The organism is Streptomyces sp. NPDC034111 (assembly GCF_055575375.1).
This window is the reverse complement of record NZ_JBVIST010000001.1, coordinates 639485-664254: the sequence shown is the minus strand read 5'-3', so window position 1 is coordinate 664254 and position 24770 is coordinate 639485. Positions and strand designations below refer to the sequence as shown.

Here is a 24770-nt window from a genome sequence, read left to right as displayed (position 1 = left end):
CGCAACCCGTCCTCACCACTCCACGCGTCCGATCAGATCCTGGAGCTGTTTGTCATGCCCGCACATTCACCGCCTGCCCTGCTGTCCCTCCTGACACCGAGGGAAGCCGAGATCCTGGGCCTTGTAGCTGATGGCCTGGGGAACAGCGAGATCGCGGCGCGCATCGGCTTGGCCGAGGACACCGTCAAGGGCTACCTGCGCAGTATCCGGACCAAGCTGGACACGAGCCGCCGCCCGGTGCTCGCCGACATGGCGTGCCGAGCAGGTCATGCGGCCCGGCCCAAGGGTGCGGAGGCTGTGCGGCCGGAGATCTCCGATAAGGAGAGGACCACGCTCAGGCTGCTCGCCCAGGGGGCGGGTGCAAGAGAAGTCGCGAAATCGCAGCTCATGTCGCACCACACCGCCAAGAAGCACATCCGGCGGTTGCTGGACAAGATGGGTGCCTCCGACGCCGTGCACGGAGTCAGCCTCGCCTGGAGCTGGCACCTCCTCAACGCCGACGAAGGAGCGCGATCCTGATGACGGCGTCCAGACTCAGGCGCGCGCTCGTCCTCGACCTCGACGGCGTTCTGCTCGATACGCGCCCGGTTATGCGGCAAGCGTGGCGAGAGGTACGCGAACGCCACGGCATCAACGTGCCGTTCGAGGCGTACGAGCAGCACCTCGGCCGCCCCTTCGCCGACATCATGGAAATCCTGGGCCTCACCGAGGCTGATCGTCTCCACGAGACGTATGCGCAGGCATCTCAGCGAGCCTGCGAGCTGGCCAGCCCGTTCGCCGGCGTGGAGGAAGTGCTCCACGCATTCGCTGCCGCCGACTGGCTGCTTGGCGTCGTCACATCCAAGCCGTTGGACCGCGCCGCTCCACTGCTGGCCCGGCTCGGGTGCCCCTTTGGTGCGGTCCGGACCCCCGGCGGCCCTGGACGGGGTAAGCCGGCCCCCGATCCGCTGATGCTCGCGCTCGTTGATCTCGCCACTGATCCCGCGTCCGCGATGTTCGTGGGCGATATGGCTGTTGACCGCGAGTGCGCCCGGCGGGCCGGTGTGCCGTACGTGCATGCCGCCTGGGGCTACGGCGAGCCCGGCAGCCCGACACCTGAGATCGCGCGTGACCCGCAGGACCTCCTCCGGGTACTCGACACGACCTGCGAGTCGGGCCCCTTTGTCGCAGGGAGCCTGCTGTGAGCATTTCGAAGAGGAGCGCACTCGGCCTCGTCCGGACTTCAGCGGGGGAGCAGACCGTCTGGGCGCTCGTTGGGGAAGCGTCCCTTCGGCACATGACGGCTGCCTGCATCACCACACTGGATCTTGAGGCTTTGCCGGTCGATCGAACAGAGGTGGATCGGCACGTCGCCGACGTCATGTCCGCCTTGGAGACGTACAGCTCGCGGCACGCCGAGACGCCGGGTGGTGCCTCGTGGTTGTACGTGCAGCACGTTCCCGTACGGCGTCTGATCGCGCAGCTGGTGCGGAAGCTCCTGGCGCTGAGCGCGTGGCCCGAGTTCGCCGCGGCCCCCGGGCCCGTGACCCTTGCCCCGTACGAAGGGCTGCTCGGGCTGCGGGAGAACAGTTCCCGCGAGTACCGCGCCTATACCGTCACCTGGTCGGGCGTCGCGTATGCCCTCGGTGCGCCGGCGCCGTACAACCCGGAGCGCTCCGCCCCGCTGCGAAAGCTCACAACTCTCCGTCCCGACAACGGTCTCGCAGGCACTCCGACACCTTCCGCCGTGCCCGTGTCTGAGGTGGTGGCGCTTTCCTGGTCATCCCGTCACGCGCAGACCCTGCTGCCGGTACTGGAGGAACTTGCCGGTCAAGGCCGATCCAGCGTGCTGGTCGATCTCGCCACGGACCCGGTGGAGTGCTGTCCCACCCCCGCGCACAGTTTCATCACCCTGCACCCAGGGCCCTCCGAAGCCCTGACCGCTTCCGGAACGGTGCACGGATTGCGTCGGGATCCCGAAGCACCCGCTGGAACCGATGGTGTGGTCCAAGTCGATGCTCATACCGTTCGGTTGGATCGGCTGGAACGCCTCGCTGCAGCCCTGCTGGAAGGGAGCGGCGGCGGGTGTACCCAGCCGTCCTGGCGAGCCGTAGTGCGAGTGGAGGAGTGGCTCCAGGAGCTGCTCGACGCGGTACGCCCGCACACCGTGCTGCTGAGCAACGACACCAGCCCGCTCGGAGCGCTCGCCGCCCATGCCGCGGAGCGGCATGGTGCCACCACCGTGAACGTCCAGCACGGGGCGTGGATACCGGAGTCGGTCGCCTGGCCCGCCCTCCACAGCCGTCACATCGTGGTGATGGGTGACCGCGACGTTGCCCCGGCGAGGTCATGGGTTCGGCACCCCAAGGCGGAGATCCATGTCCTGGGGCAGCCGCGCTTCGATGCGCTCGCCAGCCTCGGGCGCGAAGCACAGCGTCGCTATCTCCAGAAGCTGCTCGGCGCCGACAGCGAGCGCGGTCCGGTGCGGATCGCGGTGTGGGCCTGCCAGCCGTTCGGCCCTGAGCGCCTCCAAGCTCAGGCGGACATCATCCTCGACGGTCTGAAGGCGGCCCAGGGGCACTGGGGGCTCGTCATTGCCCCGCACCCAGCCCAAGGGGGCCACGTCTTCGACCGCCTGCTGCGAGGGGACGGAAAACCACCTGTGGCCGTGGCCGACCCGCGCGTCGGAGCGCGCGGCTGCCTGGCGGGTGCGGACGCCGTGGTGAGCGTGTCCTCCACATGCGGCATCGAAGCCGTACTCCTCGACGTGCCCGTCCTCGAACTGGACCGCCCCGGTGACCGCACGCTTGGTCTCGCAGGGCACGCCGTCGCGCACCGGTGCCGAACGGCTGCCGATGTCACGGACGCGCTCGACCTCGTGAGCCGGGGGAGCGCCCGAGTACCGCGAGAAGTGCGCGATGTGGTGTGCCGCTGGCGAGGCCACAGCGCTGCCGACATCGCCCAGCTCATCATTCGCCAGGCCGAAGCCGGCATCTCGCACACCGACCCAATCGAACACCACCCCGCGGGCGCCGAGTCCGGCCTGCCCCGGGGCGAGGGAGCCACCATCCGATGACGAACCTGACCGCCGACACCGTCGCCGAACTCTTCACCGGGGCCGTTACGTTGGCCAAGAGCGGGGAGAAGATCAGCCCGCGCGGGATGGCCACTCGTGAGGTCCTCGACCTCACCATGCGCCTGACCCAGCCCCGGGCACGACTCCTGTACGCGCCGCCCGCCCGCATTGTGAACCCCGCCTTCGCGGTGGCCGAGACCGTCTGGCACCTTTCCGGCTCCGACGCCCCGTGGATCTTCGACTACAACGCGCGGCTGCGGCAGTACGCCGACGACGGCATCCTCCGCGGTGCGTATGGGCCCAGGATGCGGAACTGGGCCGGGAGGGTCGACCAGCTCCACCGCGTCGTCGAGATCCTCAAGGACGATCCCGACTCCCGGCGGGCGACCATTCAGCTCTACGACCCGGCTCGCGACACCGCCGGCCACAAAGACGTCCCCTGCACCCTCGGCTTCCGCTTCCACCTGCGTGGCGGACGACTGCACATGTCGACCACGATGCGCGGCCAGGACGTGTGGATCGGCATGCCGTACGACCTGTTCTTCTTCACCACGCTCCACGAGCTCGTCGCCGGCTGGCTGGACGTCGACCTGGGGGAGTACCACCACCACGTCGACTCCCTCCACATCTACGAGCGCGACATCGAGAAGGCCGACGCGTTGACCGATGTGGCAGCGAGTCCGGTGATGCCTGAACTGTCCACGCCGTGGGAGGGGTTCGAGAAGCTACTCGACCGGGTTGAAGCCGGCGGCGAGACGGGGCACCCGGGCTGGGATGCCATGGCTGAGACGATGCGCAGCTACCGGCTGTGGAAGAGCGGAGAGCGCGAGCAGGCGTGGCGCATGGCTGACGCCATCGAGGGGCCGCTCGGCGAGGCCCTGACCGGCTGGTACGGCGAGCTGAATCGTCGCGTTGGCGGCACGCCGGCTTCCGCACCGGTGGGGACGAGGTGACGACCGCCGTGGACCACGTTCCGTCCGTCGTCCTGGGTGTGTGCTCCTTCACCCACGACTCCGCCGCGGCTCTCCTCATCGACGGCGAGCTGGTGGGCTTTGTCGAAGAGGAGCGCTTGTCCCAGCAGAAACACACCCGTGAGTACCCGCGTCAGGCCATCGGGTGGCTGCTGGGGGAGGCCGGCATCACGCCGGGTGACGTCGATGCAGTCGCGTACAACTTCCAGCCCATCCGCTACCTCGCCGAGACTCCTGCTGCCCTGCGGATGGCTCTGTCGGGCACGACCCGCTCACGGGCCATACCGCGTGCGGCAGGGTTCGCCAAGGTCGCCGTGCGTACCCGGCGTCGCCTGCGGCTCCTCGCTCAGGACTTCCCCGACGCCCGTGTTACCCCCGTACTGCACCACCGCGCGCATCAACTGGCCGCGTTCACCGCGTCGGGCTGGGAGGAGGCGGCTGTTCTCGTCGTCGACAGCCTCGGCGAGCGGCAGACCACCACCATCGCCCACGCTCACCAGAGCGCCCGTCCCCGGGTGCGCATGCTGGAGGGGCTCACGGACCCGGCTTCGCTGGGCTATGTGTATGGGGCGGTTACCGAGCACCTCGGCTGGCGGCGCGGCGACGAAGAAGGCACCGTGATGGCCCTCGCGGCGCTCGGCGACCCCGCCCGATTCCGGCACGTCTTCACCCGCGCAGTCCGCACCACAGCCACCGGCTTCGCTGTGGACCCGGCGTACTTCCCGCCCCGCGTGCTCACCTCCGGCTATCCACGCACTTCCCCTCGGTTCGGCGCCGAGACCTGCCTGCCCCGGCAACCGGACGAGCCGGTCCAGGAGATTCACCAGGACCTGGCCGCCGCCCTCCAGGAGCGCACCGAGCAGATCATGATCCACCTCGCGCGCCGAGCCCGCTTGGTGAGTGGCTCGCGCAGGCTGTGCGTGGGCGGTGGCGTGGCCACCAACTGCGTCAGCATCGGACGGACCATCGACGCCGGCATCTTCGACGAGGTCTTCGTCCCGCCGGCTCCCGGCGACGCAGGCACGGCGATCGGTGCCGCGGTCGCCGTGCACACCGACAGCAGCAGCCAACGGCCCCTGTCCGGGATCGCCCGTACCTGCTACCTCGGCCCGTCCTTCCCGGAGCCGGAGCTGGACCTCACCTCGTGGCCCGGACTGAAGCAGAAGCCCCTCGGGATGGACGCCGCGGAGTTTCTCGCGGACCAGTTGGCCCACGGGATGATCGTGGGGTTGTTCCAGGGCCGCGTCGAGGCCGGCCCCCGTGCCCTGGGGAACCGCTCGATCCTCGCCTCGCCCCTCGAAGCCGGGGTGGTCGAGCGCCTGAACGCAACGGTGAAGTTCCGCGAGCCCTTCCGCCCGTTCGCCCCGATGGTCACCGCCGTCCGCGCGCGTGAGTTCTTCACCCTCGGCCAGGACGCCCCGTACATGTCCATGGCCTCCCAGGTGACCGACGCTGCCCGCGAGCGCATCCCCGCGATCGTCCACGCCAACGGCACCGCCCGCCTCCAGACGGTCACCGCGCCACAGAACCCGTTCATGCACCAGGTCCTGGAGGCGTTCGCCCGCCGTACAGGGGTGCCTGTCCTGATCAACACCTCGCTCAACGTCAAGGGAAAGCCCATCTGCGGCACCCCGGAGATGGCACTGGACTGCCTCGCGAACTCCGGGCTCGACGCCCTGCTGCTCGAAGGGCGGTGGATCACCAAATGAAGATCGGATACAGCTTCTGGGGCTTCCTCGGAAACGGGGTCACCGACACCCCCGACGGAGGCCGCAGCCACCGCCGGCCGCTGATCGACGCGCTCCTCGGGCGCGGCCACGACATCGTGTTTCTACAGGCCGACCGCGATCGCCTCGAAGCCGGAGACGACCTCGGCGGCGCGTACACCTTCGACGCCGGCATCCCGGACATCGACGTGCTGTTCCTCGAATGGCGCTGGCCCATCGAAGGACGCAACACCACCGCCTGCGGCACCCAAGGACACACCTGTGATCTTCACCGCCAAGCGGAGCTGCTCCAGCACTACACCGTTCGCCGTCGTACCCCCACCGTGATCTGGGACAAGGACCGGCAACTGCGCGAGGACAGCATCTGGCGGCGAATCCGGAACGTCGAGGTGTGCGAGGCCGCCCTCACGCCCACCCCCGGTGCCCACCGCCTCCTCTTCCCCGTCGACGATGCGCTCCTGGACGGTGCCGACCCGATCGCCCTGGCCAGCGAGGACCGGACGACGGCGCTCGGTTACGTCGGCAACCAGTACGACCGCGACGACGAGTTCGACTGCTTCTTCGCTCCGGCCGCCGCTCGCTTTGAGCACCAGGTTGGCGGCAAATGGACCGATACCGCGCGCTGGCCACACATCACCTTCCTCGGCCGAATCCCCTTCAACGCCGTCTCCCGGCTCTACAGCAGTACCTTGGCCACGATCCTGCTCCTGCCCGAGCGGTACGCCGCGGCCGGACAGATGACGCAGCGGATCTTCGAGGCCGTCCTCGCCGGCTGCCTGCCGCTGGCGCCGGCCGGTATCCGCCACGTCGAGCGGTTTGTGCCCGAGGACCTGGTGGTCAGGACCGGCGGCCACGTGATCCGGCGGATCGCGGACCTCCAGAGGATCGCTGGCAGCCAGCAGCACGCCGAACTGATCTCGGAGTGCCTCGGCCGGCTGGGGCTCTTCCGGCTCAGCCACCAGGTCGATGCACTGGAGACCGTGCTGGACGTGGCCACCGCCGCCGCGTCGCCAAGGCGGGGGGCCGCGTGATGAACCGCCTCGCACGGGCCAGCAGGCCGCGATCATCCGTATGTGTTCCGGCGGCCGAGCCGTCCGGGCACCCGAGCACCTCTAGGCTGGAGCACCATGAAGAAGGTCGCCATCGTCGGCTGCGGAGGCAGCGGCAAGTCGGATCTTGCCCGCAAGCTGGCCAAGATCCTGGATGCTCCAGTGACGCACCTGGATGCCGCGTTCTACGACGACGAGTGGAACGCCTTGCCCATGGAGAAGTTCGCCGAGGTGCAGCGCGGCCTGGTCGCGCAGCCGACGTGGATCATCGACGGCAACTACAACTCCACCCTGCAGATCCGGCTCGAAGCCTGCGACACCGTGGTGCTGATGGACGTCTCGACGCCGGCCGCACTGTGGGGGATCTTTTCCCGACAGATCCGCCACGGCGCCGGACACAAGGGCAATGGGGTGCACAACCGCATCACCTGGGGCGTGATCAAGTACGTCGCGACGTACCGGCGCAAGATGCGACCGCGGGTCATGACCAAGATCGAGGAGTTCGCCGCCGGGCACGCCGAAGTGGTGCTCCTCACCAGCCGCCGGCACACGCGACGCTGGCTGCAGCAGGTCGCCGCACAGCGCACCTGAGGGCGCCGCGCCCCGAGCGGGGGTGCGGTTCGTGATCACCAACCCGTTTCTCGACCCCGACCGGCAGGGTGAGCTGTACGGCAACACCGCCCGGCTGGCCCGCCGCTCAAGCGCACTGATGCGGGCCAAGACCACAGGACGTCCCGTCCCAGAGACGATCGTCCAGCTGGCCCAGGCACACCGAACCGAGGGCGATCGCCGTCCCACTCTGGTAGCGGACATCGGATGCGGCCGCGGAACCAGCAGCCGCGTCCTGGCCGAGCAGCTGAAGCCGCAGCGGCTCGTGGGTATCGACGCCTCTCCCGCCCTGGTGACCGCCGCTCGAAGTCGCGTCAGCCACCACCCCGGAACGCAAGTGGCGTTTCTCCAAGGGGACTTCCACCATCTACCCCTGCCCGATGACTCTTGTGAGCTGGCTGTTGCGGCGTTCTGCCTCTACCACTCACCCGACCCCAGGCGAGCCATCGCGGAAATCGCCCGCTCCCTGGCCCCCGGTGGGCTCGCCGTGCTGGTCACGAAGGCACTCGACAGCTACAGCGACATGGACGCCCTCATCGCCGCCGCCGGTCTCGACCCGCGCGCCGAGCGGCACGAGAGCCTCTACGCCACCGCGCACGGAGGCAACCTCGCCGAGCTGGCCCAGTCGGCCATGGACGTTGTGGCGGTCGAGCACGAGGAGCACCGCTTCGAGTTCTCCGGCCTCGACCACGCCGCCGAGTACCTCGCCACCAACCCCAAGTACGACCTGGCACCCGGTCTGTACGGCAACCCGGGCGCCCTGGCCGCCGCGCTCCACGAGTGGCACCCGGACAAACCGATCACCACCACCTCGGTCATCACCTATGTCGTGGCTCGGTCAGCAGGAGGCCGGACGTGACGCCCTTCCACTTCACCAAGCACTACGAGACCCCGGCGAAGGCCGCTGCCGCCGCCCACCACTATGGGTGGCTCGCCGCCCATGCGAAGCCGCTACGGCAGCCGGCGCTGATTGTGATCGGGCCGGCCAGCCTGACCTTCGAGCACATCGACGGTCGTCATGCGCAGAAGGAGGACCTGCTGTCCCTGGCCGCGCTCCTGGGCGATGCGCATGGTGCTGCCTGGACAAGCGGCCTGGACGCAGCACAGCTGGGCATACCGCACGAACTCCGGGAGGGCAGCCTTCTCGCGGCTTTCCGCTCCTGTCGGGAAGTAGCGCTGCGCAACCGGTTGGAGAAGGGTTTTCTGCCCGACACCGCCGCCCTGCACGCGATGCTGACGCTGCTGGAGCGCTCCGCCGATGGGCCTGCCGCCTTCTACAAGGACAGCAACCCGCGGAATTTCCTGATCACCGAGAACGGCACGGTCTTCAGCGTCGACACGGACGACCTCACCCTCGCGCCCTTCGGGTACGACCTGGCCAAGCTGATCACGACGCTGATCATGACGCACGGCCCGATCGACCCGCCCGATATCGAAGCGGCCCTGAACAACTACAACCACGCCGCTGCCCGGCACGACGCCCAGCTAGGGGCGACAAGCCGAGAGCGCCTCGGCGACTTCCTCGCACTGCACGCCGTACTGACCGCACCGTACGCCGGGCGCCACGGCTACCGCTACGGCTGGCTGCATCAGCGCCAACAAACCCAAGGCACCTCATGATCACCACAGAACTCGTCTTCGTCCGCCACGGCGAGGCACGCTGCAACGTCGACGGCCGCGTCGGCGGACCCGCAACCTGCACAGGGCTCACCCACCGCGGGTACCTCCAGGTCCAGAGGGCCGCAGCCCAGCTGGCCGCCGAGCACCGAGCCCAGCCCTTCACCGCGCTCTACGCCGGCCCCCGACTGCGCCTGCAGCAGAGCGGGCAGATCCTCGGGCAAGCCCTCGGCCTGGAGCCCCTCGTTGAACCCGGCCTCGATGGACCCGTTCACGGAGAGGCCGACGGCAAGCCCTGGCACTACGTGAAGACCGCAGCCAACGGCGGACCGCATGCCCACCCAGACCAACCTTGGGCCGCGGGATCCGACACGTGGAACGGCTACCTCCAGCGAGCCGAGGCGTTTCTCGACGACCTCATCGCCCGTCACGACGGGGGCCGAGTCCTGTTCGCTGCCCACGGCGAAACGATCCTCGCCGCACACGCCCTCCTGCTCGGACTCGGGCCGATGACGGAAGCCGGCTTCACCGTCTCCCACGCCTCCGTCACCCGCTGGCAGCACCACCACAACCGGCTCGGCCAGCGCCGCTGGATGCTCGACCGTCACAACGACACCGCCCACCTCGCCGCATTAGCAGCCGGAGCGACGCCATGAGCACGGCTCACGCCGACCCGCGTATCCAACTCGCGCGCCAGACGGTCGGAGCTGTCAGCATCGTCGCCGACCCGACGCTCCCGCCCCACCTCCTGCAGCTCATCGACACCCGCGGCAACACCTACTTCGCAAAGCACCACAGAAGCCAGGCCCGATACGTCCAAGAGACGCACGCCTACCTGACGTGGAGGCGCCATCTCCAAGACCACGCACCTGAGCTAGTCGACCGCCAGGACTCGACGCACATCCTCCTGCTCACCGCGGTGCCCGGTCGGAGCGGTGACGCACTCCTGCCTGGTTCGGACGAGGAGGAGCGGGCGCACCACGACGCCGGTGCTGCACTTGGAGCCCTTCATCACGCGACGAACCGTCGTAGCGCCGGGGACATGGGAGACGAGCTGGCAGATCGTCTCCGAAGCTGGGTTGCCAGGGCCGACCTCGCGGACCTCCTATCGGGCAGCGAGCGGGACCTCCTCCTGCAGACCGCGGACGAACTGGCCGGCACCTGCATGGACAGCGCCATCTGCCACCTCGACTACCAGCCCAGGAACTGGCGCATCGGAGAAGGCTTCTGGGCCTTCGACTTCGAGCACATGCGACGCGACGCCCGCCTCAGGGACTTCGCCCGACTCGAATTCCGCCACTGGCAGGCGGCCCCTCAACTGCGCGAGGCGTTCTTCACCGGATATGGCAATCGCCTCACGGACACCGAACAACGGCTCCTGGAGCGCTTCGGCGCCATCGAAGCCGTCACTGCAATCGTCCGCGGCCACCACCAGGGCGACCTGGCTCTGAGCGCCCACGGTCGCACCGTCCTGTCCCAACTGGGCTGACCACCCCACCCGCCAACCCACCTCTGGAGAGTTCCGTGTCAGACAGTCACTCCGCCGTAACCGCATCGAGCCCCCGGCGCGCGCTGGTGACCGGCGCGGCCGGCTTCATCGGATCCCACCTCGCCCACGCCCTGCTCCAGACAGGAACCACCGTCATCGGCCTCGACCGCCGCGACCCCGCAAGAGATCAGACGGCCGCCGCCAACATGGCCGCACTGCACGGCCTTCCTGGCTACATGCACATCACCGCGGACCTCCTCACCTGCGCGATCGACCCGCTCCTCATCGACGCAGACGTGATCTTCCACCTGGCCGGCATCCCTGGCGTACGACCCTCATGGGGACCGCAGTTCAGCGAGTACGTCAACTCCAACATCCTCGCCACCCAGCGGCTCATGGACGCTGCCACCCGCATGCACGTCCCCCGGCTCGTCGTAGCCTCCTCCTCCAGCGTCTACGGCCCCACCAACGGCGGCCCCAGCGTCGAAGGTGATCACCCTCGCCCGGCCTCCCCGTACGCAGTCACCAAGCTCGCCGAGGAACAGCTCTGCCTCGCCCACGCCTCCCGAGCCGACTGCCCCACCAGCGTCATCGCCCTGCGGTACTTCACGGTCTACGGCCCCCGCCAGCGTCCCGACATGTTCACCCACCGCGCCCTCCGTGCCGCGATGACCGGGGAGCCACTGCGGCTGTACGGAGACGGCCACCAGCGCCGCGACTTCACGTACATCGACGACGCCGTCGCCGCCACCATCTCCGCTGCGCGGGCCCCCATCGACACGGGCATCGTCAACGTCGGCGGCGGAGCCAATGCCTCCTTGCTCGACGTGATCAACATCGCCAACAACCTCGCCAGCCGAGAAATCCAGATCCACGCCGACAACGCCCGCAACGGAGACGTATTGACCACCCGCGCTGACCCCCGCCGCGCCCAGTCCGTACTCGGCTGGCAGCCGACAGTCGACCTGCCCACCGGCATGCGCGCACAGATGCAGGCCCTGGCCCATCCCGCGTACCGAACGGCAGCCTGACCACCTGGCGACGAGAGAGGAGATGCTGTGGAGAGCCCAGAAAAAGCCCGGCTGGACGCCTTCTTTCGACGCATCACCGCACGATTCCCCGCCGCCGATCAGGCCACCTCGCTGATCATTACGCACCTGCTCCCCGAACGCCCGGCGTTCCTACGCGCGATGGCCCGCACGACCACCGTCGCCGCCGTACTCCCCAAGCCCAAGTCCGTGACCAAAGAGGCCCTGGCAGAGGTCCGCCGTACCTACGCCGTCCGCGCCCTCACCCGTGAACTCTTCGCCGATCCGACCAGCGCCCTGGAATACCTCGAAGACACCGCGCCCGGTCGCGACGTCATCCTCCTCGACATCGGCGGCTACTACGCCCCCAGCCTCAACACCCTGGTCGACAAGTTCTCCGGCCGCATCCTGGGAGTCGTCGAGGACACCGAAAATGGCCATCAGCGATACGAGGCGCTCGACCAACTTCCCTGCCCCGTGTTCTCGGTGGCGCGCTCCCCATTGAAGGACTGCGAGGACCACCTCGTCGGCCGGTCCATCGTCTTCTCCACGGAAGCCCTGGTCCGCACCCGGGGCGACATCCTCACCAGTCGCGACGCCTGCGTCATCGGATTCGGCAAAGTCGGCCGCAGCATCGCCCAGACCCTGCGAGCCCACGACCTGCGCGTCGTCGTCTACGACAACGACCCGATCAAGCAGGTGCAAGCCCACGCCCAGGGCTTCCGCACCACCGCCACCTGCACGGATGCGATCCGCGATGCCGGTCTCGTGCTGTGCGCCACCGGCAACCTGGCCCTGCGGCAGAGCGACTTCGCAGCCCTGCACAACGGCGCGTACGTCGCCTCGGTCACCTCTTCCGAGGACGAACTCGAACTCGACGCGCTCGACGACCTCTACCGGCGCACCCCAGCCGGGGATCAGCTGACTCGCTACGACGTGACCGGTCACTACTTCTACGTGCTCGCCAACGGCAACGCCGTCAACTTCCTGCACGGTGCGGCCGTAGGCACATACATCCACCTCGTCCAGGCCGAGATACTCGCCGCCACATCCGCGCTCAGCCGGGGCACGCACGACCCGAGTCTCCACGAGATGTCCGCAGACGACCGCCAGGCCATCGCCAGCGCCTGGCTCGACCACTTCGCCAGGTGATTCACATGCCCCCGTCCGGCAGCCACATCCACCACACGATCGAGGCATACCTCGGGCGCTACCCCGACGAGCGGGGAGCACTCATGCCTCTTCTGGACGCTTTGACGCGCTCGGAGGACCCGACCAGCCGCAAGACCTACCCCGGCCACATCACCTGCAGTGCCGTCGTGATCGACCGCCACGATCAAGTGCTGCACATCCGCCACAAGATTTTCGACAAGGACCTCACGCCCGGTGGGCACATCGAGCCTGCCGACACCACTCTCCCCAGTGCCGCACTGCGCGAACTCCAGGAGGAGGCCGGCATCCCGCCCAGCGCCGTGGTGCCGCTGATGGGCTACGAAGGCATCCCGCTCGACATCGATGTACACGACATCGCAGCCAACCCTGACAAAGGCGAACCGGCGCACCAGCACTACGACTTCCGGTTCGCTTTCCGACTTCTCGGCGAGCGGAAGATCCACCTCCAAGTCGAGGAAGTCACGGACTACCGGTGGCTGCCCTTCGCCAAGGTCCCTGCACCGACCATCGCTGCCAAGCTCGCTCTCCTGCCCAGCTCCACCAGTCCCTGACCCGCCTATCGACCGGAGATCACCGTGGCCGTCACCACAACGAAGTCGAAGCACACCTCGCGCCGGCACGTAGCGGTGATCCCATGCCGCTGGGGCGCCTCACGCTTCCCAGGAAAGCCCCTGGCCATGCTCGGCGACAAGCCGCTGCTGTGGCACGTCCACCAGCGATGCCAGGAGGCCACGCGGCTCGATGATGCCATCGTCGCGACCGACGACCCTCGCATCGAGGAGACGTGCAGGAAGCTCGGCATTCGCTGCGTGATGACTGGCGAGCACGCCACAGGCACCGACCGCGTCGCCGAATGCGCCCAGCACCTCGACGCCGACGCGTACATCAACGTCCAGGGCGACGAGCCGTTCATCGACCCGGCAGCGATCGACGCCGTCTCGGAAGCAGTGGCTCACCTCGACACAACCACCCTGGCGGTCAACGCCTACACGCGCGTGACTCACGTGGCAGCGGCCATCGACCACAACGTCGTCAAGGTCGTCGTCAGCGCGGACAACAATGCCCTGATGTTCTCCCGCCAGCCGATCCCGTACCCGCGGGGTCACTACCTTGCCTACCTCCGTCAGCTTGGGCTGTACGCGTTCACGGCCGAAGGGCTGGAGATATTCCGCAAGCTGAGCCAGGGGCCGCTCGAACGCGCCGAGGGCGTCGAGATGCTGCGTTTCATCGAGCATTCGCGCAACGTGCGGATGCTGCCCGTGGCCGATGCCGGCCTTGCAGTGGACACCCCCGAGGACCTCGTCCGCGCGGGCATCCTTCTGGAACAGGCACAGGCCAGCTCCGGTTCTCCTGAGAGGGGCGGGGGCTGACCTTAGGTTCTGTCCGTCCGATCATGTTCGGATCCAGACTGACTTCGGTGTGGTCCCGTACCGGCCATCGGGACGCACGGCTGTGCCCGGGTCGTGGTCCCGGGCGCGCCAGGACCAGCACTTTGTGGTGCACATCGCTCGTTCGGGTGGTTGATGCGCGGAGGAGATCTGCGGGGCTCGCACTTGGCTGTTGACTGGCTGGACTGGAGTGAACTGGCCTACGGAACGAGGTAGTTGGTCGTGATTCGTCATGTGCTTCGAACCTTGCTCGTCGCGCCCTTGGTGGCGGGCAGCCTGTGCACAGTGTCGCCGCCCGCTCAGGCGGACGGCACGACGTGCGGGGAGAAGACCTGCCGTGCGGAGTTCACAAACGACTGGGGGTACCACGAGTTCACCGTGCCGGCCGGTGTCAAGTCCATCACCATGTACGTGTGGGGTGCGGGCGCCGGTGGCGCCGGTGGATCCACCGGCGGTGGTGGCGGTGGTGGCGGCGGCACCGAGGTGAGCCTCGCCCCCAACGCCCGGCATCCCGGTGGCGGTGGCGGTGGCGGGGGCGGCGGCGGTGCGGGCGGCAACGGCGGCTCCAGCGGCGGCTACGCCGTCGGCCGGGTCAAGGTGCACCCCGGGCAGAAGCTGAAGGTGGCTGTTGGCACGGGCGGAGAGGCCGGCACCGCCGCCCGGGTGGGCAGCCATGGCGGGGCGGGCTCCGAGGACAACAACGGGACGGCCGGGCAGGACGCCTACCGCCCCGGCGCGGGCGGCATCGGCGGCGGCTCCCAGATCACCGACATCGAGTCCCGCCGCTGGCTGCTCTCCGTCGACGGCAGCTCCGCCGGCCATCCCGGCGCCGGCGGACACGGCGGCAAGGGCGGCTGCGCCGGCCATACCTTGCGCAACTGCGTCTGGGAGCCCCCCTACCGCTACCGCGGTGGTGACGCCGGTGCGCCCGGCGGTGGCGGCGAAGCCCAGCCCGCAGATGGCGGAGCGGCCTGCGGGACCGTCGGCGAGGGAGTCACGGGCGCCTGCTACGACTCCAGGGTCGGCGGTCAGGGCCAGAACGGCAGCCAGGGCACGGTCGGCACACACGGCGGCGACGGCAGCATCGGCCTGCAGGGCCAGCCGGGCGGAGAGGCCGGTGAACCCGGCAAGGGTGCCGCCGGCGGCACGGGCGGCCAGGGCGGCAAGCCTCAATACACCGACATCGCACCCCCGGAGAACGTGGGCCTGGGCGGCGCCGGTGGTATGGGTGGTACGGGCGGCGACGGCGGCAAGGGTGGGCGCGGCGGGGTCGGGATCAACCGCCGCCCCGAGGGCAGTGGGCAGGCCGGGCATGGCGGACTGTTCGGCACAGACGGGCAGCGCGGTGGCAATGGCTATGTCCTGATCGTCTGGGACAAGCCCGCTTCCTGACGCAGCAGGTTCTCTCGGCCTGCTGCCTGCATTCCGGGATGCCGCGGGTGACGGCCTCGACTCCCTGTGGCGTCGGGGCCGTCACCGCCAGACGGTCCCACTCTGCGGTGGCTCTTCCAACGCCCTCCCCTTCCTACGCTCTTCGGCAGGTGCGGCTCCAGACGCGCCCACTCCTGCTCCGACAGATCTCCCCGGCCCACACCGGCCGCAACGACGTGATCACCTTCCCGTCACGCGACCCGTCGGACACTGCCTAGTCGGGCTCATTGGCTGGCTCGGCGGAGTTGCACTCGGAGCGTGGCGCCGGCGATAGGACAGGGGAATGCCGCGGTCTGCGGCGGGTTGCCAGGACTTCGGTGGATGTAGAGGTCACCAGCCCGGTGGTTTCGCCGTGCCCATGGCCTTGGTGACCCTGATCTCGATGACTACGCGTTCAGGGTTGGGCCGTGGCTGCTTGTACCGCTGGGCGTAGCGCGCTTCGGCGTCTGTGACCGATTGCGGGTCGTCTTTGATGACTGCGGCTCCCTCCAGCGTCGACCAGCGACGTCCCTCGGCCTGGCTGACCGCGACGATGACGTCCGGCCCAGCGGCGAGAACGTTGCGAACCTTTTTGCTGGTGCGGCTGCTGATGACGCGGGCGATGCGAGTCTCCGCGTCGTACGTCACTCCGACCGGGACGAGGTGAGAGGTGCCGTCGGGCCGCGGAGTGCTGAGGAAGCAGATGCGGCGTTCCTGCCAGAAATCCAGCTCGGTGTCGGACTGTGAAGGAGGTGGTGCTGCCATACAGCCATCTTGCCTGGCAGCGCCCACGCGGTTGACCAACGGGCAGTGTGCGGGGCTTCCTGTGGCGCGGCTCGGTGCGATCGACGCCGTCGCGAGCAGGATGAAGAAGGCACTGGTCAGGTATTTGAGAGGCGTGCTGCCTTGTCGTGTGCCACACCGGACCTAAGCCTCATGGCCATCGATTTACCAACGCCAGCTCGTTCACCGGAGCCGTAGTGAACCTCCTCAACGGCCTCGCGGGACACGGCTGACGGCGGACAGTCGAAATCCCCCAGTCGTGGACAACTGTGTCGGACAAGTTTGCTCCCCATCTCGGGACAGTGACCACGCTGAGTGTCGCCTTCCTGCAACGACGTCACCGAGCTCCTGCCCTTGCTGGATGCTGTCCCGCCGGTGCGGATGACGGTGTCGCTGCCGAGGCTCCAGCTGCGCGCTCCTTCAGGAGTTGACCGAGGCACTGGTGGGCCACCGTCAGGGGCGGGCCTCGTCCTTGCGCACCGTGGTGCCGGGGTTCTCGGAACCGCGGCTTGATCTTGACCTTTACCTTGACCTTAGGGCAGGGTCGACGCTCGTGGCATGACGAACTCACACGCGACTTACGCGGCCTGGAGTGGCATGTTGCCGGTGGAAGACACCGCGCTGGCCGTGACCGATACAGGCGGGACTGGTACCCCCGTGGTCTACCTGAACGGTTCCTATGCCAGCCGGCGGCACTGGCGGCCCGTCATCAACGCCCTGGGGCCGGGGTGGCGGCACATCACCTACGACGAGCGGGCCCGGGGCCATTCGAACCAGTCGGCGGACTACTCCTTCGAAGCGTGCATCCGGGACCTCGACGCCATACTCAAAGCCGGAAAGGTGGAGCGGCCGCTTCTGGTGGGCTGGTCCTACGGCGCGTTGCTCGGGGTGCACTGGGCAGCCCGGAATCCGGACCGCGTCGCCGGCGTGGTCGGGGTTGACGGCCCTTATCCGTACGGCTGGACCGACGAGGCCGACCTCGAATACATCCGGCGGCTGTCCCGTAGGTTCGGATGGGCATTGCCGATGGGGCGCCTCGTCGGCAACGCCGCGCGGATGAGTGCCGACCAGCATGCCGACATCGCCATCGAGGGCCACAAACTCCACGCCGCCCTCGAACCGGTCCTCGACGGCCTGACCGTCCCGGTCCGCTACGTGGTCGCCTCAGGGGAGGCCCTGGGAAGCAAGAACAATTGGCAAGAACACATGCGCACTACCCTCAACCCTGTGCTCGCCCGCAACCCGAACCTCAAGATCAGTGCGAAGGTCGCCAGCAACCACGGCACGATCGTGCGCAAGGATTTCCACGCCATCGCCCAGGCCACACGCGAACTCGCCGCCCTCACCCGCGAAAGTCGCTGACGACCATGACCAACGGCGTCACCATCGGCCAGGCGGCGGCCTTCGCCGGAGTCACGATCAAGACCATCCGCCACTACCACCGGCTCGGCCTGGTCGACGAACCGCACCGTGACGGCTCCGGCTACCGCCGCTACGGGTCGTCCGACCTGCTACGGCTGGTCCAGGTCCGGACGCTGGCCGAGTCCGGCGTACCACTGTCCGAGATCGGCGCCCTCCTCGTCGCCGATCCACAGCAGTTCGCCGCCGGCCTGGCTGAGGTCAAACGGCGGCTGACCGAGCGGATCGAGGAGCTGACCGCGCGCCGCAACTCGCTGGACCGGCTGGCAGGCGGTGACCGGGCCCTGTTGCCCGACCGGGCCTGCGCGCTGCTGGACCGGGCCGCCGACCTCGGCTTCACCCCGGACGAGGTGGCGGCCTACCGCGAGGGCATGGTGCTGGCCAAGGCCCTGGTCCCCGACGGCTTCGACGACAACCTCACCGCAGCCGAGCACGCCCTCGACGACACCCGGTTCGTCGCCTTGAACAAGCAATGCTGGGCCGCCAAGGACTGGGACCCCGACGACCCCCGCATCGACGAACTCGCGACCGCCGTGGCCGACCGCTTCCTCGCCAACCCCGTGCTGCTCGCGTTCTCGAACGACCTCCAGGCCCGCACCGACGCCACCCGATACGGCCTGCTCAACCACCATGGCGAAGACCAGGCACCGGCCATGGCCCGGCTGACCACGCTGGTCGAGACAAAACTGCGCTCCGCCGGCGTGGACATCCCACACCAGTAATCGCAGCCCCCAAGTCACCGCAGCCGGATCCGAATCGCAGCTCACGGTCTGTAATCCCACATGGCCACCGATCGGGAACCAAAGTGTCCGCGAGCGGGGAACAGTTGTCCACCAGTGGGGAGATCCTACTGGCCGCCGTCACACGGCTACCGAAGTGTCTGCGTGGTCGGCGTCGCGAGGCCCGAGACCTGATCCCTCGGGCTGCAGGAGCTGACCCCGGGGAGGTGGACGTCAAGCTCTCCTGGTGGCCCATGTGCGAAGCGCTCGATGCAACAGTTGAAGGCTGTTTCCCCTGCCCGCACGACCGTTGGCGGCTGTTCTCGCAACCAGCCATCCCGCAGCGTCCATGCCCCATTGAGCGGGCTTCGGATGCAGCTCGACCTCGCACCCATCGTCGACAGGAACGCCACCGCGTGCCAAATGTAACTTTTCGTGCAAAGTGGATGTATGGGTGCGTCAGGCGTCAGGGAAGCGGGCGACATAGCAGAGCGCCTGCACCGGCGACCTGCGGAAAGTGACTTCAGGCGCCTGCCGATCACTGTGCGTGAATACCGAGCTGGATCGATGACATCGGCGCAGCGCACCGATGCCGCTCGCGCGGTCCTGGAAGCGGTGGTTGGCCGTATAGGTCCGCCGACGCTGTACGGCGGAGACGCCTATGGGCCAAACATTCGCTGGCGGACGGATGAGCGGACGCTACTGCTGGACCATGGAGTGGAAGGCCTGCAGTTGTCCGTGCGTCGTACGGCGGAGTTGGAGCAGGAGGAGCTCGCCCGCTTCGAGCGCGGAGTGGGAGAAGGCGCTGAGCAGGTGTCGTATGCCAGCAGCCTGCCGTATCTGTGGCAGCTCTACCGCTCCGGCCCTGGCAGCCCTCCGAAGGTCTTCCCCGCGGGCTACGTAGCTCCGGACTGGGAGCGACTGGAGGAGGCGCTGGAGAGCCTGCTGCGCGCGTGGGGCGAACAGCTGCCGGCACAGGTCGGGGACGACGCGGCCGCGTTCAATATCGTCAACCGGGCCAACAACGACCGCGCTGTGGGGCTCCTCTGTGGACGTATGGACGGTCTGACGGTGCTCGTCGACGACCGTGGCGTGCCCGACGGCGGCACTCCTCCAGAAGAGATGGAGGCTCGGGGCTGGCAGGTGCCTCTCATGGGGTGGTGGGAAGCGAATTTTGCAGAGCCAGGGTGGGGGAGTGCCGCGGCAGCGGCACGGATGGCGGTCGCAGAGTTGCGCTTGCGCGGAGCGCGCTCCCCCAGAGACCTCGGCCTGGACGATGTCAGCTGTGCGGACCGAGGACTGCTGACCCTGCCTGGGTTGGGCATAGGCGGCTGAGGCGGCCGCCGGCCGACACCGGCCGAGGCCTTTGAGGTCACGTACGGCAGCCAGCTGTCGCTCCCCAGGCCTGGAGGATTCTCAGGCATTGCCCGGCTCGTGCGGCCGGTCTCCTCGCCACTCCCCCCACTGCGGGTCGTCCATCAAGTTCGCGGCGTCCGTTACTAGATTTCGTCGACCGGGTGCCATGTGTAGGGAACCTGGTCGCGGTTGGCTTCCCACTCGTCGCGGTGGACCTCTTCCAGCACCTCGATGCGCCGGCGCAGCTGCGCGGTCATCTCCTGGATGCGCTGCACCGCGTCGTTGGAGTCGATGGGTAGCAGAGCGCGAGTGAGCAGCTTGTACTCCTCGGAGGCGCCCTTGACGTGGATTGCCTGCGGCATGCGGACGATGACGGTGTACGGGTTGACCTCGGCGACGTCCCAGCGGCCGTCGTCCTGCCGCGTGGCCCAGATGACGGTGCGGGTCGAAGGGCCGTAGGTCAGCCGGCAGCCGTGCCCCATCAGTTCGCTGAGGATGGGCAGGGCGACGCCCCCCTCGCCGGCGTACGTCGCGGCTTCGGCGGCCGTGGCGACGCTGATCTGTCCGGGGAGCTGACCGTTCGATCGGCGTGCCAGTTCCCCGCTCTCCGGGGCCCGGCCGGACGCCTCTGCGGCCTGCCTCTTGGAGTTGTCGGCGTGCAGCCAGGTCATGATGACCATGCGGCAGTCCGGCAAGGCCGCTGGGAAGAGCGTCTGAGACTCCAGCTCGACGATCTCGAAATTGTGGGCCGGCAGGGACACCCGGTAGTAGAAGGCCTCCCGCGCCTCGGTGACGTCGCAGCGCTCTTCCCACAGCTGCCGAAGGTAGGCGTCTCCGTTGATGATCTCGGAGACGAGGGCACCGATTTCGGCATCCTGCGGGTGCTGGAGTACGGAGAAGCGCAGCATCGCCAGCCATTCGATGGCGTGCTTGTTCCAGTCCACGAAGACCGTTTTCGCCTCGTCGCTGAGCAGCGACCACCGCATCAGGTTGGCGCCGGGATCCAAGACCCACGGGCACCAGGTCTTCATCGGGTCGTTGTACCCGACGATGTTCCACTTCGAGTCGAGCAGCCAGGCCGGATTCGTCTGTTGGTCGAGCAGGGCCTGTACTGCACGGCGGGTTGGCGTATCGAACGCCGGCGCGGGACCAGCGGCGACTGCGCCTCCCATGCTGTAGAGGAGCAGGGCCTGAAGCTCGTCGCGCCCGAGGGTGAACAGCTTTCCGATGGCCTCGCACTGCTCGCGGCTCAATCGCGTCGTGGCGCCGGTTTCCAGATCGCGGTACCAGCGCACAGAGCGTGCACACGCGTCGGCGACGTCTTGCTGAGTGATCTGTCGGCCGAGCCGTTCACTGGCCACGGCTCTCCAGGCCCGCAGAAGACCGGCGAGACCCATCAGCTGTGCTGGGGTGAGCGGTCGGGTGTCTTCCCAGCCGGCCTGTTTTCCATCCTGTTTACCGGAGAGCGGCTCGTCGCCGCCCCGCTTGGGTCCGCTCTCAGCGGTTCCCCCGCCCATCGCATCCTCCGTGCTTTGTTGCCTGCACCAGGGCCACCGCTTCCCTCTTCGGGACATGGAAAAGGGGGAGGCCATCGGCCGCCCCCTCCCCTGGGTTCCGTACATCAACAATACGGGAACTCGAATTCGATCTTGCCTGCCTTTCATGATCGATGGGATCGGAATTGTGGGCCAAGCCACACCTGAAATGGAAGATCATTTCGATGTTCCACCTTGTGGCCCTGGGCAAGGCGGTATCTACGGTCGCGATTCGGGCATAGTGGGCGGCAATTTTCTGCCGCTCGTCATTAGCGGCAGAAAATTGCCGCTCGCCTTTTATTCCGCTCGTCGGCAGGTGTAGGCAAGAGGGGATTGGCGTGTCATGTCGTAGAGATGGTCCGTCATGTGTGTGGCCAGTATGGCCAGTTGGTGTTGTCGCGCCTCTCTACCAAGCCCATTGATTTTCCTGGTCTACGCGCATCAACTCGGGCTTATGGATGCTTTGACTGGGGGCTTAGGTCCCGCTTAAATCACCGCATGGATCGGTTCGGCAATCAGTTGGTCCGGGCTTTCGCTGGGGGAGGAGTATGCGTTGCAGTCATTCGCAATGAAGCGGGCGGCCCGCAGCCCCTGTTTACGGCGGGGCGACGTCGCGCAACTCTCTGCGCTGTGACGGAAGCCTCATTCCTGCTCTGCCCCCACCGGCAGGTCATTACGCCGTATCGGCAGAGGCTGAGTCATCTATGGATCTTGGGACCCCGTCCTGCATTTGTTGCTGATCGCTCCGCAGTCGGCAAGCCGAGCGGACCACCACGGAAGAGGAGGGCGTGAGAGGTCGCCGATCCATTGCCTGCTTGAGCCTGAGGGCAGCGTGAGGAACGCCCGTCGCAAATGGCACTCCGCCCCGGCGATGGCGCGAGATCACCCACCAACACTGCGCCGGCCCCTTCTGGAGGCCGCACCGAAGCGCCCTCGCTTCATCGAGGAGTGTCATATGTCGAGTTGGCGTCGAAGTGATACAGCGCCCGCTGGGCGCTGGAGTGTTGGCAGTCCTACGCATATGTTGCTGCTCCCTCGGCGAAAACGCCGGATGGGAGCGCACATGAGGAGGGGAGTCAGAAGTAACGCCAAGCGCCAAGTCCCCAACGTTCAGGGGGAAATGAAGTAGGCGCCCAGAAGCCAGAAGCTTCCGGGCGCCGACCCCGCCGCCCCGAAGGGTGCGGATTCATAACCGGGATGAGTCGGCTGACCTTTTCGACGAGAACGGCCGTCCCACCCCACCTACGAGTGAGGAATTCTTGCATGCCCAAGTCCCGAGGCGGAAGGGCGCCCGCTGTCCAGTCCGCCAAGGCCGTTGAACTCACTGCCGAAACCCGCCAACACCGCTTGGCTGCCCTCATCGCGGACATGGTCCCCGGCGCCCGCACCCTCCGCGTCTCGCAGCGCGAGCCCGGCCGGAGCTGGCCGAGCCCCTACGCCCGCGCGTACGACGCGCAGGGCCAGCACGTAGCGCTCAACCGAGCCCAGGGCATGACGGCCGCACGCTGGGTGATCCGAGCCCACCCCGAGGTGATCTGGGACGAGGCGTACGACCTCGACCTGACCACGGGGGCCCTGCGCCCCGCCGCCGACGCATACGCCGCAACGGGCGGGGGCCGCTGACCGTGGCCAGGATCCGCACCATCAAACCCGAAGCCTTCGCTTCCGAGTCGCTCGCCGCCGTCTCCCTCACCGCCGAGCGGACCTTCTTCGGGCTACTCACCCAGGCCGACGACCACGGCCGCTTCCGCGACCAGCCCGCCGTCATCACCGGACTGCTCTGGTCCCTGCGTCCTGAGCACAGCCCTGTGGACGTCGAGGACGATCTGACCCAGCTCGCCGGCGCCAACCTGATATGCCGCTACGAAGGCGACGACGGCAAGCGGTACCTGCACATCGTCACCTGGCGCCAGCACCAGAAGATCAACCGCCCGAGCGGCATTCGTCACCCGCCCTGCCCGCAGCATGACGGAGAGCGGGCCGCTCCCGGCGCATCGCAGGCTCACGGAGCCGTCACTGAGTCCTCCGCGAAGTCTCACGGAACCATCAGTGAGTCCTCAGTGAAGGCTCACGGAGCACTCACTGAGCCCTCCAGGAACCACAACACCGCAGGTCAAGACACATTCCGTGAGCCCTCACTGAGCCCTCACGGAGAACTCAGTGAGCCCTCCGTGAGTCCTCACGGTCCGGATCTAGGACCTAGGAACTTGGATCTAGGAACTACTACTTCGGGGGGCGCAAGCGCCCCCGCACCGGAGACCGTCTCGACCAAGCAGCTCATGGACGAGTACGCCGCCGCCTGCGCACATCGCCCTCCCAGCGGCGTACTTGGCCACCTCGGGCGCGAGACCGCCAAGCTCCTCGCCGAAGGCATCGCCCCCACCCACATCCGCGCCGGACTGGCCCGCCATCGCGCCAAGGGACTGCACCCGAGCACCCTGCCGAGCCTCGTCCACGAAGCCATGAACGCCACCCCCGCTGGTTTGGTGCGGACGGAATCGCGGCCTAACCTGCCCGGTCACCGGGCCTGGGCCAATCCCGCCGACCCTGCCGCCGCCTACGCCGAGGAGCTGTGATGCGCGACCACGACGCCCAGCCCGTCGGCGGCATCGCCCGCCGCCTGGCTCACATCCTCACCGCCCGGGGCATCGACCCGGCCGCCAAGCTCACCGAGGCGGCTGAGCCCATCCCCGCCCTGCAGGCGGCCGAGGCTCGCATCCCGGCCCGTTACCAGGCCGCCGTCGCCGACCACCCGGCCGTCGTCGCCTGGGTCCGCGAGGTCGCCCAGGCCGGACGCCCCGGGCCCAAGGGTGCTCCGGGTATCGCCCAGGGCCGCTCGCTGCTCATCGTCGGCACCACCGGGACGGGCAAGACCCACCAGGCGTACGGCGCGGTCCGGTCCCTGCTCCTCGCTGGCGTCCGGTTGCGCTGGAAGGCGATCACCGCCGCTGACCTGTACGCGGAGCTGCGGCCCCGCCCCGGCCACGATGGCGAGCGGGAACTGATGGACCTCGCCCGATGCCCGCTGTTGATCATCGACGACCTCGGCGCGGCCAAGAGCAGCGAGTGGACCGAGGAGATCACGATGCGGCTGATCAACCGCCGCTACAACGAGATGCTCCCGACCCTGGTCACCACCAACCTCGGCATGGCCGACCTGCGCCAGCACATCGGGGACCGCGTCGCCTCCCGCCTGACCGAGATGACCGACAAGGTCATCCTCGACGGCCCCGACCGCAGACGAGCCCTCGCAGCCGCGCGTCGCAGCAACGTTGCAGTCGCCACGCCACCGGCAGGCACCGAACTTGCCGGGTCAGCGCCTCCCACGGCCGTATCCGCTGCTCGCCGCCACGGCCGCTAGCGACCTTTCGCGACCGCCGTCCCCGGTCGCCTCCTTCACGACCAATCCCCGGGGCGCGCCTGCCCAAACGGGCCCCGGGGG

The 24770-nt window shown here is 68.2% G+C and carries 25 protein-coding genes and 2 pseudogenes; 24 read left to right on the top strand and 3 right to left on the bottom strand.

Going from position 1 to position 24770, the window contains the following annotated elements:
- Nucleotides 1-54 precede the first annotated feature (54 nt).
- The 16 genes from ACZ55A_RS02955 to ACZ55A_RS02880 all read left to right on the top strand — a co-directional run bounded on the left by ACZ55A_RS02955 (nucleotide 55) and on the right by ACZ55A_RS02880 (nucleotide 15498).
- On the top strand, nucleotides 55-519 hold the full coding sequence (locus ACZ55A_RS02955; protein ID WP_468832178.1) for a LuxR C-terminal-related transcriptional regulator: 465 nt from the start codon (nucleotides 55-57) through the stop codon (nucleotides 517-519).
- Nucleotides 519-1184: an HAD family hydrolase gene (locus ACZ55A_RS02950; protein ID WP_468832172.1), complete on the top strand. Its 666-nt coding sequence runs from the start codon at nucleotides 519-521 to the stop codon at nucleotides 1182-1184. The genes ACZ55A_RS02955 and ACZ55A_RS02950 overlap by 1 nt, the downstream gene beginning before the upstream one ends.
- Nucleotides 1181-3055, top strand: coding sequence for a hypothetical protein (locus tag ACZ55A_RS02945; protein ID WP_468832168.1), 1875 nt, complete (start codon nucleotides 1181-1183; stop codon nucleotides 3053-3055). The genes ACZ55A_RS02950 and ACZ55A_RS02945 overlap by 4 nt, the downstream gene beginning before the upstream one ends.
- Nucleotides 3052-4008, top strand: a complete 957-nt coding sequence (locus tag ACZ55A_RS02940; RefSeq protein WP_468832165.1) for a thymidylate synthase — start codon at nucleotides 3052-3054, stop codon at nucleotides 4006-4008. The genes ACZ55A_RS02945 and ACZ55A_RS02940 overlap by 4 nt, the downstream gene beginning before the upstream one ends.
- A gap of 8 nt (nucleotides 4009-4016) precedes the next feature.
- Nucleotides 4017-5735 carry a carbamoyltransferase family protein gene (locus ACZ55A_RS02935; protein WP_468832161.1) on the top strand — a complete coding sequence of 573 codons (1719 nt, stop codon included), beginning with the start codon at nucleotides 4017-4019 and terminating at the stop codon, nucleotides 5733-5735.
- Entirely contained in the window at nucleotides 5732-6784 is a 1053-nt protein-coding gene (locus tag ACZ55A_RS02930) for a glycosyltransferase family protein (protein WP_468832158.1), read from the top strand. Before ACZ55A_RS02935 ends, ACZ55A_RS02930 begins: the two co-directional genes overlap by 4 nt.
- A 96-nt stretch (nucleotides 6785-6880) precedes the next feature.
- Nucleotides 6881-7393 carry a P-loop NTPase family protein gene (locus tag ACZ55A_RS02925; protein ID WP_468832154.1) on the top strand — a complete coding sequence of 171 codons (513 nt, stop codon included), beginning with the start codon at nucleotides 6881-6883 and terminating at the stop codon, nucleotides 7391-7393.
- Between the two features lie 31 nt (nucleotides 7394-7424).
- Nucleotides 7425-8270, top strand: a complete 846-nt coding sequence (locus ACZ55A_RS02920; protein ID WP_468832151.1) for a class I SAM-dependent methyltransferase — start codon at nucleotides 7425-7427, stop codon at nucleotides 8268-8270.
- The gene (locus ACZ55A_RS02915) at nucleotides 8267-9031 is read left to right on the top strand and encodes a phosphotransferase (protein WP_468832147.1); all 765 of its coding nucleotides are present in this window, start codon (nucleotides 8267-8269) and stop codon (nucleotides 9029-9031) included. Before ACZ55A_RS02920 ends, ACZ55A_RS02915 begins: the two co-directional genes overlap by 4 nt.
- Nucleotides 9028-9684, top strand: a complete 657-nt coding sequence (locus ACZ55A_RS02910; protein ID WP_467357193.1) for a histidine phosphatase family protein — start codon at nucleotides 9028-9030, stop codon at nucleotides 9682-9684. The genes ACZ55A_RS02915 and ACZ55A_RS02910 overlap by 4 nt, the downstream gene beginning before the upstream one ends.
- Nucleotides 9681-10517 carry an aminoglycoside phosphotransferase/kinase family protein gene (locus ACZ55A_RS02905; protein WP_468832140.1) on the top strand — a complete coding sequence of 279 codons (837 nt, stop codon included), beginning with the start codon at nucleotides 9681-9683 and terminating at the stop codon, nucleotides 10515-10517. Before ACZ55A_RS02910 ends, ACZ55A_RS02905 begins: the two co-directional genes overlap by 4 nt.
- A gap of 35 nt (nucleotides 10518-10552) precedes the next feature.
- Entirely contained in the window at nucleotides 10553-11548 is a 996-nt protein-coding gene (locus tag ACZ55A_RS02900; protein WP_468832136.1) for an NAD-dependent epimerase/dehydratase family protein, read from the top strand.
- A gap of 27 nt (nucleotides 11549-11575) precedes the next feature.
- Nucleotides 11576-12697, top strand: coding sequence for an adenosylhomocysteinase (locus ACZ55A_RS02895; protein ID WP_468832133.1), 1122 nt, complete (start codon nucleotides 11576-11578; stop codon nucleotides 12695-12697).
- An 83-nt stretch (nucleotides 12698-12780) separates the two neighbouring features.
- A complete protein-coding gene (locus tag ACZ55A_RS02890) occupies nucleotides 12781-13269 on the top strand; it encodes an NUDIX hydrolase (RefSeq protein ID WP_238572596.1) in 489 nt (162 codons plus the stop codon).
- Nucleotides 13270-13293: 24 nt separating this feature from the next.
- Nucleotides 13294-14088 (top strand): 3-deoxy-manno-octulosonate cytidylyltransferase, encoded by a 795-nt coding sequence (locus tag ACZ55A_RS02885; protein ID WP_468832127.1) that lies wholly within the window; start codon nucleotides 13294-13296, stop codon nucleotides 14086-14088.
- 303 nt (nucleotides 14089-14391) lie between these two features.
- Complete coding sequence (locus ACZ55A_RS02880; RefSeq protein ID WP_468832124.1) at nucleotides 14392-15498, top strand: hypothetical protein; 1107 nt, start codon at nucleotides 14392-14394, stop codon at nucleotides 15496-15498.
- Nucleotides 15499-15596: 98 nt separating this feature from the next.
- Here the strand turns inward: ACZ55A_RS02880 and ACZ55A_RS02875 are convergent.
- Both ACZ55A_RS02875 and ACZ55A_RS02870 read right to left on the bottom strand, forming a co-directional pair.
- Nucleotides 15597-15698: pseudogene (locus tag ACZ55A_RS02875) on the bottom strand (transposase); the annotation flags it as partial.
- A 169-nt stretch (nucleotides 15699-15867) separates the two neighbouring features.
- Entirely contained in the window at nucleotides 15868-16281 is a 414-nt protein-coding gene (locus ACZ55A_RS02870; protein ID WP_468832119.1) for a TIGR03618 family F420-dependent PPOX class oxidoreductase, read from the bottom strand.
- A 348-nt stretch (nucleotides 16282-16629) separates the two neighbouring features.
- Between ACZ55A_RS02870 and ACZ55A_RS02865 the strand changes: the two are divergent.
- The 4 genes and pseudogenes from ACZ55A_RS02865 to ACZ55A_RS02850 form a co-directional block, all read left to right on the top strand.
- Nucleotides 16630-16737, top strand: a pseudogene (locus tag ACZ55A_RS02865) (IS5/IS1182 family transposase); the annotation flags it as partial.
- Nucleotides 16738-16857: 120 nt separating this feature from the next.
- Nucleotides 16858-17661, top strand: coding sequence for an alpha/beta fold hydrolase (locus ACZ55A_RS02860; protein ID WP_468832115.1), 804 nt, complete (start codon nucleotides 16858-16860; stop codon nucleotides 17659-17661).
- Between the two features lie 5 nt (nucleotides 17662-17666).
- Nucleotides 17667-18440, top strand: coding sequence for a MerR family transcriptional regulator (locus ACZ55A_RS02855; protein WP_468832111.1), 774 nt, complete (start codon nucleotides 17667-17669; stop codon nucleotides 18438-18440).
- Between the two features lie 564 nt (nucleotides 18441-19004).
- Nucleotides 19005-19772 (top strand): hypothetical protein, encoded by a 768-nt coding sequence (locus tag ACZ55A_RS02850; protein ID WP_468832107.1) that lies wholly within the window; start codon nucleotides 19005-19007, stop codon nucleotides 19770-19772.
- 164 nt (nucleotides 19773-19936) lie between these two features.
- On the opposite strand, the gene ACZ55A_RS02845 is transcribed toward ACZ55A_RS02850, so the two are convergent.
- Entirely contained in the window at nucleotides 19937-21310 is a 1374-nt protein-coding gene (locus ACZ55A_RS02845) for a helix-turn-helix transcriptional regulator (RefSeq protein ID WP_468832103.1), read from the bottom strand.
- 145 nt (nucleotides 21311-21455) lie between these two features.
- Between ACZ55A_RS02845 and ACZ55A_RS02840 the strand changes: the two genes are divergently transcribed.
- From ACZ55A_RS02840 to ACZ55A_RS02825, 4 genes are all read left to right on the top strand, one after another.
- Complete coding sequence (locus ACZ55A_RS02840) at nucleotides 21456-21650, top strand: hypothetical protein (protein ID WP_468832099.1); 195 nt, start codon at nucleotides 21456-21458, stop codon at nucleotides 21648-21650.
- 941 nt (nucleotides 21651-22591) lie between these two features.
- Nucleotides 22592-22951 carry a hypothetical protein gene (locus ACZ55A_RS02835; RefSeq protein WP_466859590.1) on the top strand — a complete coding sequence of 120 codons (360 nt, stop codon included), beginning with the start codon at nucleotides 22592-22594 and terminating at the stop codon, nucleotides 22949-22951.
- 2 nt (nucleotides 22952-22953) lie between these two features.
- The gene (locus ACZ55A_RS02830; RefSeq protein ID WP_148590985.1) at nucleotides 22954-23904 is read left to right on the top strand and encodes a hypothetical protein; all 951 of its coding nucleotides are present in this window, start codon (nucleotides 22954-22956) and stop codon (nucleotides 23902-23904) included.
- Entirely contained in the window at nucleotides 23904-24689 is a 786-nt protein-coding gene (locus tag ACZ55A_RS02825) for an ATP-binding protein (RefSeq protein ID WP_148590983.1), read from the top strand. Before ACZ55A_RS02830 ends, ACZ55A_RS02825 begins: the two co-directional genes overlap by 1 nt.
- Nucleotides 24690-24770 lie beyond the last annotated feature (81 nt).